Origin of the sequence: Gordonia sp. DT101 (assembly GCF_049844895.1) — a bacterium.
Lineage (GTDB): Bacteria > Actinomycetota > Actinomycetes > Mycobacteriales > Mycobacteriaceae > Gordonia.
Window position 1 is genome coordinate 657126 of the sequence record NZ_JBNCLX010000003.1, and the last position, 16550, is coordinate 673675.

Genomic DNA, 16550 nt, shown 5'->3' on the forward strand with positions numbered 1-16550 from the left:
CACAGCAGGTGCGCGGCCACCGAAACGACCCGTCGGGCCGGCGCCACCAGCAACCTGACGAGGGACCGCGCCGTGGGTGGTTGGCGCCACAACCCTAGAATTGGCCACATGAGTGACACCGCCACCGCACCGATCACGATCCCCGCCGACCTTCTGCCGTCGGACGGCCGCTTCGGTTGCGGTCCGTCCAAGGTGCGGCCCGAGCAACTGCAGGCCCTCGTCGACACCGGCGCATCGGTGTTCGGCACCAGCCACCGCCAGGCACCGGTGAAGAACGTCGTGGGCTCCGTCCGCGCCGGCCTCGCCGAGTTGTTCGCGCTGCCGGAGGGCTATCAGGTGGTCATCTCCAACGGCGGTACCACCGCGTTCTGGGACGCCGCGGCGTTCGGCCTCATCAAGCAGCGTTCCCTCCACCTGACCTACGGCGAGTTCTCGTCGAAGTTCGCCACCGTGGCCAAGAAGGCACCGTTCCTGGACTCGCCGTCGGTGATCTCCACCGACCCCGGGACCGCTCCCGACCCGGCCGCGCTGACCTCCGATGACTTCGGCGGTATCGACCTCATCGGATGGGCGCACAACGAGACCTCGACGGGCGTCGCGGTGCCGGTGACCCGGCCGGCCGGTTCGGACGACGCACTGGTGGCCATCGACGCGACCTCCGGTGCCGGCGGTCTGCCGGTGAACGTCGCCGACGCCGACGTCTACTATTTCGCGCCGCAGAAATGCTTCGCATCGGACGGCGGTCTGTGGATCGCCCTGATGAGCCCGAAGGCCCTCGAACGGATCGACCAGATCGCCGAGACCGACCGGTGGTGCCCAGAGTTCCTCTCGTTGCCGACCGCCGTCGACAACAGCAGCAAGGACCAGACCTACAACACCCCGGCCGTTGCATCGTTGCTGCTGCTCGACAACCAGATCCAGTGGATGCTCGGACAGGGCGGCCTCGACTGGTGTGTCTCACGCACCGCCGACAGCAGCTCGCGGCTGTATCAGTGGGCCGAGGCCAGTGAGTTCGCGACGCCGTTCGTCACCGACCCGTCGCAGCGCAGCCAGGTTGTCGGGACGATCGACTTCAGCGACGACGTCGATGCCGCCGCGGTCGCGAAGACGCTGCGGGCCAACGGTGTCGTCGACACCGAGCCGTACCGCAAGCTCGGCCGCAACCAGTTGCGCGTCGGCATGTTCCCGGCGATCGAGCCGGACGACATCACCAAACTCACCCAGTGCATCGACCACGTCGTCGGCGCCCTGTAACCCTTACCCGACTTCCCCAACCGCAGCCGCGACGGTTTCCGGCATCCGCGCCCCGTTTGGACGTCGCGGATGCCGGGAACCGTCGCGGCTGCGGTGTTTGGCGTTGGTGGGGGTGTGCGGCAAGAGGGAGGGTAGGGTGGCGCATGGGTCACTCGTGACACATCTGCCCCTGTGGCAGCATGCGCCACAGCCTTGCTGATCTGCGGTTTTGCCGCGTGTCCCACGGCTCGACGACCCACCGGTGGTCTAACCTGACCCCAATGCCCGCACTCGTGGTCACTGGAGGAGGAGCAGATGCGTGAGCTACGCGTAATCGGCGTCGAGGCCGATGGCACCCATGTGATCTGTCAGGACCCGGAGTCGGGTGAGAAGTACCGGATCGCGGCCGACGAGCGCCTCCGCGCCGCCGCACGCGGTGACATCTCACGATTGGGGCAGATCGAGATCGAAATGGAAAGCTCACTCAGGCCACGAGAGATACAGGCCCGAATCCGGGCCGGTGCAAGTGTGCCGGAGGTCGCGGCACTGGCCGGGGTTCCGGTCGACAGGATCGAGCGTTTCGCCCATCCCGTTCTCCTGGAGCGCGCCCGGGCCACCGAACTGGCCTCGATGTCGCACCCGATCCGGGAAGACGGTCCGTCGGTCTCGACCCTCGGTGAAGTCGTCGCCGAGTCCCTGACCGCGATGGGCCACAACCAGCAGGACGTGGAATGGGACGCCTGGAAGGGCGACGACGGCCACTGGGTGGTGCAGGTCGGTTGGCATGTCGGGCGTACCGACAATCACGCCCACTGGCGTTTCCAACCCGGCGCCCACGGTGGCACCGCCGATCCGCTCGACGACCTGGCCGACGAGCTGACCCATCCCGAGTCCATTCCGCCACGCCGGCGACTGACGCCGGTGGCGACCCCGCACCTGACGCCGCACCCAGAGGTCGACCCGGCCGCCGGCACCAACGCCGACGGTCATGACGAGGTCACCCTCGACGCCGACCGGCTCATCGACGCCCAGCGCACCCGCGGCGGATCACCGCAACCGGGCCACGACGAGCACGGCACCGTAGCCATCGATTTCGGCGGTCGCGACGATGCGACCTGGACCGAGCCCGACCCTCGGCCCGCGGACGCCTCCGATCGCGACGACGAGGTGGCGCCGGCGGCGACCACCGCCTCCGGCGAGCACACCGATGATCAGGCTGCTGCCCCGTCCGCGAAGCCTCGGCGCAAGTCTCGCAAGCCGGCTGTCCCCGCGTGGGAAGACGTTCTGCTCGGCGTCCGCAGCAACGGCAACAGCTAGTCTCTCGACGTGTCGGCACGCGCGGTCACCCTCTGGTTCATCGACACCGACAACCCGGTTGCGGAACTCGCCTCCCCTACCAATGACGTTGTCGCAGCGCAGAAATTGGCCGAGGCGATCTACGGCGACCGGGTACTCGTCCCGTTCGCGGACACCGATCTCGCGACGGCCGCCGCGGCGCAGGACGCCCACGTGTACGCCGGGTGGTACGGGCGACTCGCCGTCATCACCTGTTCGCTGTTCGCGACCACCCAGCCATCGACGCTGACCCGGACGATCTCGTCCATCCGGCAGAGTTCCGCAGCGACGGTGCTCTACACGGATCCCGACACGGCAACCGGGATCTTTGCCCGATGGGAGAATGGCGAACTCCGTAGATCGTTCGGGGCGGATCCGGTCACCATCTTCGAGGATTGCGGACTCCCGTATCCGTTCGAGCGGGAGTTCTGGGCCGGCGAGCACCCTCTCCGTTACGCGCCCGGCGTCCCGCCGGAACCACTCGGATTGCCGTTTCACCCACAGCACCTCGCCGAGCAGGCGAATCGGGAATGGCTGGGTTTCCGGTTCACCCACCCGCGCATCGAAGGCGACCACGACCCGTCGCGAATCCCGGTCACCGCCTTCGCGATCCACCCTGCCGATTACGTACCGGGAGAATCGGATTGGCGGGACTACCGGAACCGCAGCCAGATGATGGTCGAGCGCCCGACGGACGGCACCCCGCGTCCCACATCTCCGGACCAGGACCAGGCGGCCCCGGTCCGACCCACCCGACAACGAGGCCGGATCGCCCGGTATTTCGGGTTCGGCAACTGACGGTGGTCGGCAACTGATGGGGGTCGGCAACTGACGGTGGTCGGCAACTGACGGGGGTTCGGCAAGCGGCGGCGTGCGGTCGGCGTGCCGTCGGTCATCGGCCCATCGCGAGGAGTGCCACCGTCGAGCCGAATCCGGCCAGCAGGCCGATCACGCTGCCCCAGACGATCCACCGCCAGACAGGTCGCTCACGCAGATCCCACAGGGTCCACCCGAGTCCGACGGTGACCACCGCGACCGCCGCCAGACCGAGCCAGCTCAGCACGCCACCGATGAGTTCGTAGACGCCGACGAGCAAGCAGGTGGCGAACAGGGCGCAGATCGCCGACACCAGCAGACCGAGAACCCACGGCGTCGGCTCGTCGACGACCCGGTCGGCATCCGGCGCAAGTGGATGCATCCGGCGTCGACTGTCGCGATCGGTCGAGATCATCCGTCCATGGTGCCCGATCGGGCACGTTCGTAGAACGCGATCGCCGCGGCCGTCGCGACATTGAGCGAGTCGGTGCCGCGGCTCATCGGAATCCGGGCGCGGACATGGCTGGCACGCATCACCGTCTCGGACAATCCGGGCCCCTCGGCGCCGACCAGAAATGCGACCTTCTCCGCGCCGACCGCATCCGACAACGGGACGGAACCGTCGCCGGGGGTCAGCGCGATCAGCCGGAACTCATTGTCGCCCAGTGCGGTCAGGCTTCTCGGCCAATCGTCGAAGCGCGCGAACGGGACGAGCAGCGCATGACCCATCGACACCCGGACGCAGCGTCGGTACAGCGGGTCGGCGCAACCGGCACCGAACAGCACGGCGTCCACCTCGAGCCCCGCGGCATTGCGGAAGATGCTGCCGATGTTCTCGTGGTCGTTGACGCCCTCGAGGACCGCGATGGTCCGCGCATCCGCGATCGCATCCGCGACCGACAGTGGCTCGGGCCGGCGCGCCGCCCCGAGGACTCCTCGGTTCAGGTGAAAACCGACCACCTCGGCCATCACCTCCGCGGAGGCGCGGTAGAAGGGCACACCGTCGAGGGACGGCGCGGTGAGCTCGTCGGAGAGTTCGGTGAGGCGTTTGTCGACCCCGAGGAATGCGTGTGGCGCGAATCGGGAGGCGATCATGCGCTTGGCGACGAGCACCCCCTCGGCGATCACCAGGCCCTTGCCCACCCGGCCGCCCGGCAACACGGGCAGGTCGGGTCGCCGGTCCACGGAGTTCAGATCCCGGAAGTCGTCGACCCGGGGATCGGCGGGGTCGTCGATGTCGATGACGTCGACTCGGATGATGGCCACCCCGACAGTCTGCCAAGGAGCTACACGCGCGTCCGGACCGGTCCGGACGCGCGTTGCTCTCGGCGGGATCGGGGTTGCTGTCGCCGGGATCGGGGTTGCTGTCGCCGGGATCGAGGTTGCTGTCGCCGGGATCGGGGTTGCTGTCGCCGGGATCGGGCTTGCTGTCGGCGGGATCGGGGTTGCTGTCGGCGGGATGGCGGGGCTGCTCGCATCGGTCCCGACCGCCTGTGAAACGGTTGACAGGTGAGTAATCTGCAGGCCGCTTCATCCGCGCTCACCGTGGCCCGTGCCACCGATGCGGACTGGGACGAGATCTTCGCGACCGACGCGCGCGCCTTCCTGATGACCAACCCGCTGTCGGCGGCCGAGCAGGCGGACATGCGGGGCAAGGTCGACGACGCCGACGTCGTGCTGGTGCGCGATCCCGACGGCCTCGCCGGCGAGCCTCTCGTCGGCGTCTCGATGTTCTATCGCATGGTCATGACGTTGCCGGGCGGCGCGGCGCGCCCCGCGGCCGGACTCTCCTGGGTGTCGGTGGCCGCGACCCACCGCCGGCGCGGCATCCTGCGGACGATGATCACGGAGCTGTTCGATCAGTGGGAAGCCGAGGATCACGTGTTCGCGATCCTCACCGCGAGCGAGGCGACCATCTACGAGCGCTTCGGATTCGGCCCGACCTGTTTCGCGCAGGACGTCACCGTCGACCTCGGTGCCGCCAAGATGCGACACCGGGCCGACCGTGCTCACTCACCGGTCAACTACGCCACGGGCGACGAGGTGGCCCGCCACATCCCCGAACTCCACGCGCGCTGGACGACAACCCGTCCGGGCGCCCTGGCCCGCCCACAGTCGTGGTGGGACCCGATCCTGGCCGATCGCGAATCGCAGCGCCCGGCCCATAGCAGCGGCATGCATTATCTGCTCCACCCCGACGGTTACGCGGCGTACCGGATCAACCAGTCCACCCAACCGACCCGTGGGGACATCACCGAGGTGGTCGCTGCCACGGACGAGGCACGCATCGACCTGTGGCGGGTGCTCGTGGGACTCGATCTCATGCCGACGGTCACCGCGTCGATTCCCGTCGACGATCCGCTGCCCGTCTCCCTGACGAATCATCGAGCAGTCGCGGTGACCGGGGTCCGCGACACGATGTGGCTCCGCATCCTCGATGTCCCACGTGCGCTCGGCTCCCGCCGCTATGCGGCAGATCTCGACGCCGTGATCGAGGTGACGGACGAATTCCGAGGCCGCGGAGGCATTTTCGACGTTTCCGTCCGCGACGGCGGCGCGATCGTCGCGCCCAGTTCGGCGACGCCGACGGTACGCCTGGACATCTCGGTACTCGGGTCGATCTTCCTCGGTGGGACACCCGCCCGCAGATTCGCGGCATCCGAGCGTCTGTGGACCGACAGCGCGGACACCCTCGCTGCCCTCGACCGTGCCTTCGGCACCGATCGGGCACCGTTCGCCGGGACGTTCTTCTAGTCGTCGTTCACGTCGCGGGACGACCGTTCACTCAGCGGACGTCGTCGTCGCCATTGATGAGCTTGCTGATGATCGGGACGATGGCGGCCAGCTGACCTCGCTCGTGTGGCGTCAGCTCTGCCAGCCGCGCGCTCAACCACTCCTCGCGGGCGTCGAGTTCGGCAGTGATCACCTCATTGCCGCGTTCGGCAAGCGTGACGATCGCCTGCCGGCCGTCGGTCGGATGCGGTTCGCGCCGCACCATCCCGAGGTCCGACAACGACGCGATCACCCGGGTCATCGATGGCGGCTGCACGCGTTCGGCGAGGGCCAGCGCGCCCGGCGACATGGGGCCTTCGTGGTGGAGCGTCGACAGCGCGGACAACTGCGTCAGCGACACGACCTTGCTGACCCGGCGCCCACGCAGCCGTCTGGCGAGTCGGACGATCGCCAGCGACAACTCACCGGACAGCGTTCTGTCGGGCAAGGTCATATCCGTGATTGCGAGGTGCGAGATAGTCATGTCCGCGAATGTCCTGTCCGAGCGAGCCAAATCTGAGACCACTGAGTCCACGCCGCTAAGCGTAATTCACTTCTGCGATCACGCAATGCGATAGCGTGATTTGCGACTGCGGGATTCGTCCTTTTGGAGGACACAGGTCGACCATTCCGACCCGCTGTGGTCAGCCCACCAAGTCGTAGATCGGTCCGCGGGCGAAATATGCTACAAACACCGCGGCGATGATCCAGAGCAACGGATGGACCGACCGGCCCTTGCCTGCTGCCGCCGCCATCACCACCCAGCTGATGAACCCCACACCGATGCCGTTGGCGATCGAATACGTGAACGGCATGATCACGATGGTCAGGAATGCGGGCAGCGCGTGGGAGAACTTGGTGAAGTCGATCAGCTTCACCTGACCGATCATCATGGCGCCCACAACCACCAGTGCGGGTGCCACCGCCTCCAGCGGAACCACCTCGTAAAGCGGTGTCAAAAACATCGCGAGCAGGAACAACACGCCAGTGACGACGTTCGCGAGACCGGTCCGCGCACCTTCGGCGATGCCCGATGCCGACTCGACGAAGACGGTGTTCGACGACGACGACGCGACGCCGCCGGCAACCGCGCCGGTCCCTTCCACGACCAGCGCGCGGCCGACCCCGGGCAGGTTGCCCTTGTCATCGCTCAGTCCGGCCTCCTTGCCGAGACCCGTCATCGTGCCCATTGCGTCGAAGAAGTTCGACAGCACCAGGGTGAAGACGAGAACCGACGCCGCCAGTACTCCGATCCGAGTGAAAGCGCCGAACAGATCGACGTCGCCGACCAGACTCAGATTGGGTATGCCGCCGAATCCGTCGGGAATCTGAGGAATCGACAGACTCCACCCTTTGGGGTCGTCAGCACTCGACCCGAGGTCGAGAGTCGACTCGAGAATGATCGAGACGACGGTCGTGATGACGATGCCGATCAGGAGTCCACCAGGCACCTTGCGCACCACCAGCACGCCCATCAACAGGACACCGAGCGAGAAGATCAGCGTCGGGATCGTGCTGATCGAGTTGTCGGTACCGAGTTGCACGGGGACGGTCGTCCCCGCGGCGTCGGGTACCCGGCGCACGAACCCGGCATCGACACAGCCGAGGAAAGCGATGAAGGCACCGATGCCTGCCGCGATCGCCGCCTTCAACTCGGCCGGGACCGCGTTGAACACCGCGGTCCGGAACCCGGTCACCGCCAGCAGGACGATGATGATGCCGTCGATCACCACGAGTCCCATCGCCTCCGGCCACGTCACCTGTGGCGCGATCGTGACGGCCAGCAGACTGTTGATGCCGAGACCGGTGGCGATGGCGAACGGGTAGTTGGCGACCAGACCGAAGATGATCGACATGACGCCTGCGACGAGGGCGGTGACCGCCGCGACCTGTGCCAGCGGGAGGACGTTGCCGAGTACGTCGGCATTCTTCGGCTCACCGGGTATGCCGCCGATGATGATCGGATTCAGCACCACGATGTAGGCCATCGTGAAGAAGCTGACGAGGCCGCCGCGGATCTCCCGACTGACGGTCGACCCGCGCTGACCGATCTTGAAGAATCGGTCCAGCGGTCCCATGGGCTGCGACCTCACCGTTTCACCCGATGGTGCGGAGGACTCCCCCGGCGAACCGTTGGGCTCCCCCGGTGAACCGGTGGATTCCATCGAAGGGGTGGAGGGCGCCGCCGATGTCTCCGTGGACTCGGTCGACGACGTGCTGGGCTCGCTCGACGGATCGGTGGGCACAAACGAAAGTTACTCTGATGGCATGGCCGACGCATCCGACATCCCCGAACTACCTTCTGTCTTGCGCGCCCCGGAGCCGGTCATCATCGCCGGCATGCTCGCCTGGCTCGTCGCGGCGATCGTGGTGGGACTGACGGATTGGGGTGGCGATCGCACGCTGGCAGTGTGCCTCGTCGGCCTGGCGGTCGGAGTCCTGGGGACGACGATCTTCCTGATACAGCGTGCCGCCGTGCGCCGCGGCGACCGCACCGCCCAGCAGGGCCTTGATTGAGCCACCTCGCGAGCCCACGCGGCTCACCGACGATCGGCGCCCGAGGGCACCCGAGGTCGCGGCGGTTCGGCCCGGTCCCGGACGTCGAGAACGAACGCCGCCAGGATCTCGCTCAACTCCGCCGCCTGTGACAATTGCGGAGCGTGATCGGATTCCAGTGTCACGACCCGCGCTCCCGGGCTCAATCGTTGCATCGCTCGCTGCGCGGCCAGGGGCACCGAGCGGTCCCGCGTGGCCTCCACATAGAGCCTCGGCAGCACTCCGGCACCATCGGGCGTCCAGTCCGGCGCGATCAACCGTGCACTCTCCAACTGCGGCACCAGACGATGCGCCGCAGGCACCGACAATGTGGGCGGGGCGCCGTGGAAGAAGACCGCAGCTGCGGCCGCCGGATCGACGACGGTTCCGCGCCCATCTGCGGTCGGCTCCGTGAAAGCCGAGATACCCACCGGTGCAGTCAGTCCCGCGACATCACACAATTGGCCGAAATCCATTCCGGCAGGCAGCATCATTCCCGCGACGACACCGAATCCGGCCAGACGGCTATCGCCTACCCGGCAGAGGTGTTCGGCGACGCCGGTCGCCACCACGCCGCCGCCGCTGTGACCGATCACGACCATCTGCCCCTCGATGTCGCCGAGGTCCCCGAGGACGTGGGCCACCAGGTCCGGTAGCGCGACGGTCTCGTCCGGCTCCCAGCCGCCCGACCCGGGAAGGTCCGGACACCGGGTGTCGATCCCGGCCTCGGCCATGTACGGCGCCACCAGGTCCCAGACCCAGGGGCCGGCCCAGGCGCCGTGGATGAGAACCGCGGTCGGGTTGCGCGTCACCATTTCTCGGCAGCGTGCAGCACTCGGGTGGCCTCCCGGACCGCGGCGGAATTGAGTTTCCCGCCACGCGATCCGGCCAACTTCGCCGCGATGTGATCGGTCACCGTGATCGGCTCGTAGGCCAGTCCATTGTCGTACTCGAGGTGGCTCGCCAAGGTGGAGATGACCGCGTCGGCGTTGCCGTCGTGGAAGAACGCCACGGACCGTCGGCGCTCGATGGTGCCGTCGACCACCGGCGGCTTCACACGGTGCAGTGTGGACATCCAGCGGTCATTGGTCAGGCGTGCGGTCAGGTCGCCCAGATTGACCAGCAACGCGCCGTCGGCAGGTTCCACGTCGTGCCACGATCCATCGCGTGCGAGTACCTGCAGCCCTCGGACCTGATCCGCCCACAGCACGGTGACGATGCCGAAATCGGTGTGCTCTCCCATTCCGGTGAGGTCGCCGTCGAGTGTGACGTCGGTGCCCGGCGGCAGAGCGTAGTTGTTCATCCGCAACACATCGATCGAGTGATCGGTGAGCCGCTCGAAGAAGTCGGACTCTTCGCCGAGCGCGTCCGCGAAGATCCTGGTGAGAGTTCCGGAAACTCGTTGTGCCGCCTGGAAGTACGCCTCGACCCGCACACGGTATCCATCGATGTCGGGCCACAGGTTGATGCCGTAATCGGCTTCGTCGAGATCGAGTCCGGTGAACGACCTCGCCTCCGCACCGACGTTGAACGCTTCGAAGAAGTCATTCATCCGCGAGGCCGATTCGACGCCGGCACTGAGACTCAGGGACTCCGTCTTCGGTGCCGTGTAGCCGCGGTTGGCACCGGGCACGCGATAACCCTTCTTGTCCTCGAGGCCGAGACCGAAGAAATCGTCGACCGCCGACGCGAGGCCCTCGATGACGGAGTCGGGGATGCCGTGGCCGACGATCTGGATGAAACCGACCGTGGCGCAGGCATCGTCGATCGCACGCGCCACGTCGCGGCGGGCCGTCGTCGAGCCCTCACCGACGTAGGCCGAGATGTCGACGGTCGGGACGACGAACGCGTCGCCGGGTTCGCGCTGGTTCATCTATGCACTGCCTTTCACTGTGGCGGGCTGGTCTGCGGAGACGACCACGATGTCGGTGGTCGCATTCGTCACCGGCTCTGTGGCGACGCGTCTCCGCAAGGGCGAGTGGCGGAACACGAGATTGAGCGTGAAGGCCACGATCGCCGTGAGGGTGATGCCGCTACCGAAGATGATCTGCATCGCATCCGGAAGTCGCTCGAGCATGTCCGGCACATATTCCGGCAGCAACCCGATCCCGATCGACGTGGCGGCGATCGCCACGTTGACCTGATCGTTGAGGTCGATCTGGGCGAGCGTCCGGATGCCGATCATCGTGACCGTACCGAACAACACGAGCCCGACTCCGCCTACCACCGGACCGGGCAGCGCAGCGACCGCGGCACCCATCTTGGGGATCAGGGCCAACACGATGAGGATCAACCCGCTGCTGCCGGTGACGAACCGGCTGTGCATACGACTGGTGGCCACCGCGCCGACGTTCTGCCCGAAGACGGTGTCCATGAAGCCGCCGAAGATGCCGCCGAGGACACCGGACACTCCGTCTCCGACGAGCCCCCGAGCGAGGTCCCCGGTGCTGAGCTTCTTGCCGGTGATCTCTGAGATCGCCAGCATGCTGGCCGTGGATTCGGCGAACACCACGGTCATGACGATGCTCATCGACACCACTGCGGCGATCGGGAAGTGCGGGACGCCGAAGTGGAAGGGTGCGGGGAATCCCACCCAGGAAGCGGAACCGAGCGCACCGAGATCGAACATACCCAGACTCGCGGCGAGAGCACTTCCCGCGAGGAGTGCGATGAGCACGGCCAACTGCGACCACAGACCTCTCCCGAGGCATAACAGCACCAGCGCGACCACCACGACGACCGCGGCCACCAAAAGGTTCCGTGGAGAGGCGTAATCCGGTGCCGCCGAATCGGACCCGACGATGAGCCCACCGGCCACGCCGATCAGGGAAAGCCCGATGACCGTGAGCACGCTGCCGGTGACCAGGGCTGGGAAGAACCGGATCACCCGCGAGAACGGGATCGCGAGCGCCAGCCCGACGATGCCGCCGATGAGCATCGACCCATAGACGGCCTGCAGCCCATACTTCTGGGCGATCAGGATCATCGGGGTCAGACCGCTGAAGGTCGCGCCACACACGATCGGGAGTCTGACGCCGACGATGCGCCCCAGTCCGAAGCCCTGCAGCGCTGTCACGATGCCGGCGATGAGCAGGTCGGCGCTGATCAGGAACGCGATGTCGGAGCTGTCGAGCCCGACCGCGGCGCCGAAGACCAAGGGCACCGTGATACATCCCGTATACATGATGAGGACGTGCTGCATGGCGAACGCGACCAAGCGTCCCCAAGGGGGTCTGACATCGACCGTGTGTTCCGACATGTGTTCTCCGTTGGGCGTAGAGGAGCGGGCAGTCGATATTGAACAGATCGAATATTTCTTCAGTGCTACCCATATTGTGACCGCCGTGTAAACGTCCGCCACGATGCCGCACGCTGCGCAGACACCGCTGAACTCGATTACCGTGAGACGCGTGCACGAGGTGGCGCCCGATGTCGGGGATCAGAGCGAGGACGCATTCGCACTCGCCGTGACGCTCGGCGCAGCCATCCGATCCGCCCGCAAGAACGCAGGACTGACGCTCCAGGCGCTCGCGCAGCGTACCGGTTTGTCCCAGTCCTTTCTGTCCCAGGCAGAGAACGGACACACCGTTCCCAGCATCCTCAATCTGCACACCATCGCCCGGTCGCTCGGAACCACCGCTCACGAGCTGCTGAGCCCTTCCGATGACGAGGTGTCATTGGTGCGCGCCTCCGACGGACCGCTGCTCGAGGCGTCCCCGGGGGCCACCATGCGCCGGTGTGCACGTCGCAGCGCGGCGATGGCGGCCAACGAGATCACCGCCGGCCCAGGCACTTCGGCGTCATCGGCGACGGAGCACGCCGGTGAGGAATTCGTCTACGTCATCGACGGCGCGCTGGAGATGGAAGTCGGCGCAACCACCTATCGGCTCGCCCCCGGCGACGTTCTCTACTACGCCGCGACCGTCCGCCACCGCTGGCACAACCGCGCCGACCGGCCTGCACGATTCCTCATCACCAGCTCACCACCGTTCTGAGTCACACCTCCCGATGATGCCGGTCCGCCGGTGTGAGCCTTGGCACGCTTCGCGACCATCGTGGACGATTCACGTTGCCCGCGTTGGCCGTCGCGGATCGACCTGGTGGGGATCTGATGGCGTCCCACCGCGGATCAGCCCACCCGAACCGGCATGGCGACGGTGGTCAGGTCGCCGCTGTCGGCAGACCGCACGATCATCGGGTGCTCCGGCCCGGAGAGCTCGAGCATCACCTCGGGACCGATCGCGGCCCCGACCGCGGGATGTAGGGTCACCGCGTCGAAGTCGATACCGATGGCCGGACCGCTGACCGACGCAGTGACCGCCACGGCCGGCTCGTCCACTCCTCCCGAGACCACGAAATCGTTGCCGGACGAGCCGATCTCGAGGCGCAGGTACCTCGAGCGAAACTGCTCGACGACATCGAGCAACCGGCCTCTGGAGACCACCGCACGAGTCGCACTCGACGGCAACGACCGCAGCATCTCCTCGTGATCGGGGAAGACGACGTCCAATATCCGGCACCGTCGGACTCCGGCTTCCGAGGCGATCTCGACAGTTCCGTCACCGGCGAGAGACACCTGATGCTGCCGGCGGATCCACGACAACGCCGACCGCAGATCATCGGCGTCGATGGTGGCCGACCAGTTCTCGCCGGTTCCGCCGTTCGTCGCGAGCGTCCGCGTCGTCAACCGGAGTCGATCGGTCGCCACCAGAGTGATCGTGCCGGCCCCCACCACCACGTGCACCCCGTTCAGCACCGGCAACTCCGCGTCGACGACCGTCGCCGTCAGCACCTGTTCGAGCGCCGCGGCAAGGCGGATCCCGCTCAGGTCCACATGCACTGTCGCAGCTCGCAGCGGTGACGACAGTGATTCTTTCGCCACCTCGGCGATTTCCGTCGCACTGCGCACCCTGGCGATGAGTTCCGCCAGGTGATCGTCGATCAGTTCGGCTGCCGACCGCGGGTCGCCGCTGTCGATCACATCGCGTAAGCGCGACAACGGCATCCCCATCTCGCGCAGGCGCCGGACCATCACCGCCCCATCGAGCTGATCCTGTGTGTAGTAGCGGTATCCGGTCGCCTCGTCGACGAATGCGGGCTCGAGCAGTCCGGAGTCCGCGTAGAAGCGCAACGCACTCGCGGTCAGGCCGCAGGCCCGCGCGAAGACACTGATGGTGAGGAGGTCGTCGTTGATCATGACGACAATGCTGGGGTTTCGACCAACGTGAAGGTCAAGGCGCGACCCGCCTGTTCACTCACGATCGCGCACCGACCGGCAGTGACGAGGCATATGCAGCCATGGCGCGACCGGCGCCACGCAGCGGTTCGGTCGACCGGAGTGTCCGAGCCATCACAAAGGCCCCTTCGAGCGCGGCCACGAGCGCCGTCACCAAGCCGCGGGCGTCGTCGGTGGCATATCCGCGGTGCACGATGAGCTCCGTGCCGCCGTCGATCCACGAGGCGAAGATCTCTGCCGCCACCTCACGCAGGGCGGGCTCGGCGTCGGCGACCTCTCCGGCGATCGTCCCCACCGGGCACATGTTGATCCATCCGGTGTTCTCGATGTCGTCCGCGGCTGCGTCGAAAGCACGCTCGATGGCGGCAGGCAGATCGTCGCCGTCGGCGAGCAGCCCGCCGACCAATTCGGCGTAGGCAGCGCCCATGGTCCGCAGCGCCACACCGGCGACCTCGCTCTTGCCGCCCGGGAAGTGGTGGTACAGAGAGCCGTTCGGCACCCCGGCCGCCTCGATGACCTGCTTGATCCCGGTCCCTGCGTAGCCCTGCCGACGCAGGAGCTCCGCCATCGCCACGGTGATGCGCTGATCTGTCTGCACGGTTCACATCCTAGATCATTTGCTCTAGAGTGATTTCTCTAGAGAGACTACTCCAGACGGACGCCACGAGAAGGAGTTCATCATGATGCAGGTCCGGTTGCCCGCAGGCACGATCGAATACACCGACGACGGCGACGGTCCGCCCGTAGTGCTGTTACACGGCCTGATCATGGACGAGACCCTCTGGGACACCACGCTGCCGCTGCTGCCGAAGGGATTCAGGTACATCCGTCCGGTCCTACCGCTCGGCGGGCACCGGGTCTCGATGAATCCGGATGCCGACCTCGCCATGCCCGGGATGGTCAACCTGGTCGCCGATTTCCTCGACGCACTCGACCTCCATGATGTGACGCTCATCCATGCCGACTGGGGCGGCGGGCTCTTCCTCACCGCGATCGGTCGCGACGACCGGGTGAGCGCGATGGTCGTGTTGCCCTGCGAGGCCTTCGAGAACTTTCCGCCGGGCCTGCCCGGCCGGATGGCGACTCTGGCAACAAAGCTCCCGGGCGGCATAACCCTCGCGGCTCGTCAGCTCCGGATCGGATGGCTGCGCCGCACGCCGTTGCTGTTCGGCGCGATGGTGCGGCACCCGATCCCCGATGAGGTCGTCCGCCGGTGGACCGAACCGTGTCTGCGCAATCCGGGCGTGCGGCGCGACCTGCAGAAGTACACCGCAACCGCCTTCGATGATGCGGCCCTGATCCGCGACACCGAGGCGCTCGCGGGATTCGGCGGCGACGCCCTGGTGTTGTGGTCGCCGGAGAACCGGGTGATGCCGCCCTCGCACGGCCGCCGGCTCGCGGACCTGATCCCGCGCGCGCGTCACGCCGAGATCCACGAGGCCTACGTGTTGTCGATGCTGGACCAGCCGGCGGCGGTCGCCCGCGAGATCGGCACATTCCTGACACGGGTCCCGGCCACCGGCCAGTGATCAACGCGCCATCAGCCGCGCGATCTCCTCGTCGATGACGTGAACGGCTGCGCCGAGCATCGCGAACGCCTCGTTGGTGGTCTGTCCGTGGTAGTAGCGGTAGTAGATCTGCTGGGCGATCACCGCGGATCGGAAGAACCCGAACACCTCATACCATCGCCACCGATCCGGCGTCATCGCGAAACCCATTTGTTCGCAATAATATTCGACGAACTCGGCTCGGGTGATCATGCCGGGCAGATTGGTCGGCACCCGGCGCATCATCTGCCGCTGTTCGTCATCGTCGGCTTGCACCCAGTACGCGAGCGAACCGGCGACATCCATCAGCGGATCACCCAATGTGGCCATCTCCCAGTCGAGGATGCCGACCACGCGGGTGACATCCCCGGTCGCCAGGACGACGTTGTCGAGCTTGTAGTCGTTGTGGATGACACAGTTCGCGACGTCGTCGGGCTGGTTCTCGTCAAGCCACGCCATCACCGATTCATAGTCGGGCGCATCGTCAGTCCGGGCGTTGCGGAACCGGGTCGACCATCCGTCGACCTGGCGCCGGACGTAGCCGAGGCCCTTGCCGAGATCGGCGAGACCCGCCGCCTCGACGTCGACCGAATGGAGTTCGACGAGGACGTCGATGAAGGTGAAGCAGAGTTGGCGGGCCTGTTCCCCCGACAGAGCGACGTCTGAGGGCCACTCCTTGCCGGGGATGACGCCGTCGATCTTGCCCATCACATAGAAGTCGGCGCCCAGCACCGACTCGTCGTCGCAGAAGGCAACCATCGGTGCCACGTAGGGCAGAACGCCTGCGAGCTTCGACTGGATCCGGAACTCACGGCCCATGTCGTGCGCACCGCGCGCTTTGGTGCCCTTGGGCGCCCGGCGCAGGATGACCTCCCGATCCGGATAGGTCAGCTGGAACGTGAGATTCGAAGCACCACCGGAGAACTGACGCACCTCCGGGGTGCCGTCGAGACCTGTTGCGTCGTCGGCGTTCGCACGCAACCACTCCGCCACCCGCTCGACGTCGAACGCGTCCTCGTCCCGTACCGCCTTGGCCCCGGCCACCTGACTGCTCATGTTGTCTCCCTCCGACTCCG

Annotated in this window: 18 protein-coding genes; 8 read left to right on the forward strand and 10 right to left on the reverse strand. The window is 66.8% G+C overall.

Going from position 1 to position 16550, the window contains the following annotated elements; translation table 11 throughout:
* Positions 1-108 precede the first annotated feature (108 nt).
* The 3 genes from serC to ACLQ3I_RS14355 all read left to right on the forward strand — a co-directional run bounded on the left by serC (position 109) and on the right by ACLQ3I_RS14355 (position 3366).
* Positions 109-1254, forward strand: coding sequence for a phosphoserine transaminase (serC, locus tag ACLQ3I_RS14345; RefSeq protein ID WP_425788946.1), 1146 nt, complete (start codon positions 109-111; stop codon positions 1252-1254).
* Positions 1255-1548: 294 nt separating this feature from the next.
* A complete protein-coding gene (gene sepH / locus ACLQ3I_RS14350) occupies positions 1549-2550 on the forward strand; it encodes a septation protein SepH (RefSeq protein WP_425788948.1) in 1002 nt (333 codons plus the stop codon).
* Between the two features lie 9 nt (positions 2551-2559).
* Positions 2560-3366 (forward strand): DUF6928 family protein, encoded by an 807-nt coding sequence (locus tag ACLQ3I_RS14355; RefSeq protein WP_425788950.1) that lies wholly within the window; start codon positions 2560-2562, stop codon positions 3364-3366.
* 94 nt (positions 3367-3460) lie between these two features.
* On the opposite strand, the gene ACLQ3I_RS14360 is transcribed toward ACLQ3I_RS14355, so the two are convergent.
* A complete protein-coding gene (locus ACLQ3I_RS14360; RefSeq protein ID WP_425790467.1) occupies positions 3461-3766 on the reverse strand; it encodes a DUF2537 domain-containing protein in 306 nt (101 codons plus the stop codon).
* Between the two features lie 29 nt (positions 3767-3795).
* Positions 3796-4650, reverse strand: coding sequence for a TrmH family RNA methyltransferase (locus ACLQ3I_RS14365; protein WP_425802632.1), 855 nt, complete (start codon positions 4648-4650; stop codon positions 3796-3798).
* Here ACLQ3I_RS14365 and ACLQ3I_RS14370 point away from each other — a divergent pair.
* Positions 4643-4897 (forward strand): hypothetical protein, encoded by a 255-nt coding sequence (locus ACLQ3I_RS14370; protein ID WP_425802635.1) that lies wholly within the window; start codon positions 4643-4645, stop codon positions 4895-4897. The genes ACLQ3I_RS14365 and ACLQ3I_RS14370 overlap by 8 nt on opposite strands.
* Positions 4894-6138, forward strand: coding sequence for a GNAT family N-acetyltransferase (locus ACLQ3I_RS14375; RefSeq protein WP_425802637.1), 1245 nt, complete (start codon positions 4894-4896; stop codon positions 6136-6138). The genes ACLQ3I_RS14370 and ACLQ3I_RS14375 overlap by 4 nt, the downstream gene beginning before the upstream one ends.
* A 31-nt stretch (positions 6139-6169) precedes the next feature.
* Here ACLQ3I_RS14375 and ACLQ3I_RS14380 read toward each other — a convergent pair whose 3' ends face one another.
* On the reverse strand, positions 6170-6640 hold the full coding sequence (locus ACLQ3I_RS14380) for a MarR family transcriptional regulator (RefSeq protein ID WP_425788956.1): 471 nt from the start codon (positions 6638-6640) through the stop codon (positions 6170-6172).
* Positions 6641-6800: 160 nt separating this feature from the next.
* Positions 6801-8234 (reverse strand): NCS2 family permease, encoded by a 1434-nt coding sequence (locus tag ACLQ3I_RS14385; RefSeq protein ID WP_425802639.1) that lies wholly within the window; start codon positions 8232-8234, stop codon positions 6801-6803.
* A gap of 190 nt (positions 8235-8424) precedes the next feature.
* On the opposite strand from ACLQ3I_RS14385, the gene ACLQ3I_RS14390 reads away from it, so the two are divergent.
* The gene (locus tag ACLQ3I_RS14390) at positions 8425-8673 is read left to right on the forward strand and encodes a DUF2530 domain-containing protein (protein WP_425802830.1); all 249 of its coding nucleotides are present in this window, start codon (positions 8425-8427) and stop codon (positions 8671-8673) included.
* Between the two features lie 23 nt (positions 8674-8696).
* Here ACLQ3I_RS14390 and ACLQ3I_RS14395 read toward each other — a convergent pair whose 3' ends face one another.
* The 3 genes from ACLQ3I_RS14395 to ACLQ3I_RS14405 are packed head-to-tail and all read right to left on the reverse strand — an operon-like array spanning position 8697 to position 11950.
* Positions 8697-9506 (reverse strand): alpha/beta fold hydrolase, encoded by an 810-nt coding sequence (locus tag ACLQ3I_RS14395; protein WP_425802642.1) that lies wholly within the window; start codon positions 9504-9506, stop codon positions 8697-8699.
* Complete coding sequence (locus ACLQ3I_RS14400) at positions 9500-10564, reverse strand: isopenicillin N synthase family dioxygenase (protein ID WP_425802645.1); 1065 nt, start codon at positions 10562-10564, stop codon at positions 9500-9502. Before ACLQ3I_RS14400 ends, ACLQ3I_RS14395 begins: the two co-directional genes overlap by 7 nt.
* On the reverse strand, positions 10565-11950 hold the full coding sequence (locus tag ACLQ3I_RS14405) for a solute carrier family 23 protein (protein WP_425802647.1): 1386 nt from the start codon (positions 11948-11950) through the stop codon (positions 10565-10567).
* Positions 11951-12101: 151 nt separating this feature from the next.
* Here ACLQ3I_RS14405 and ACLQ3I_RS14410 point away from each other — a divergent pair, with 151 nt between their 5' ends.
* Complete coding sequence (locus ACLQ3I_RS14410) at positions 12102-12686, forward strand: helix-turn-helix domain-containing protein (protein ID WP_425802650.1); 585 nt, start codon at positions 12102-12104, stop codon at positions 12684-12686.
* A 134-nt stretch (positions 12687-12820) separates the two neighbouring features.
* Here the strand turns inward: ACLQ3I_RS14410 and ACLQ3I_RS14415 are convergent, their stop codons facing one another.
* Positions 12821-13888, reverse strand: a complete 1068-nt coding sequence (locus ACLQ3I_RS14415; protein ID WP_425802653.1) for a MerR family transcriptional regulator — start codon at positions 13886-13888, stop codon at positions 12821-12823.
* A gap of 58 nt (positions 13889-13946) precedes the next feature.
* Positions 13947-14525 carry a TetR/AcrR family transcriptional regulator gene (locus tag ACLQ3I_RS14420; RefSeq protein WP_425802655.1) on the reverse strand — a complete coding sequence of 193 codons (579 nt, stop codon included), beginning with the start codon at positions 14523-14525 and terminating at the stop codon, positions 13947-13949.
* An 82-nt stretch (positions 14526-14607) separates the two neighbouring features.
* On the opposite strand from ACLQ3I_RS14420, the gene ACLQ3I_RS14425 reads away from it, so the two are divergent.
* Complete coding sequence (locus tag ACLQ3I_RS14425; protein WP_425802658.1) at positions 14608-15456, forward strand: alpha/beta fold hydrolase; 849 nt, start codon at positions 14608-14610, stop codon at positions 15454-15456.
* On the opposite strand, the gene ACLQ3I_RS14430 is transcribed toward ACLQ3I_RS14425, so the two are convergent.
* The gene (locus ACLQ3I_RS14430; protein ID WP_425802660.1) at positions 15457-16530 is read right to left on the reverse strand and encodes a phosphotransferase family protein; all 1074 of its coding nucleotides are present in this window, start codon (positions 16528-16530) and stop codon (positions 15457-15459) included.
* Positions 16531-16550: the final 20 nt, after the last annotated feature.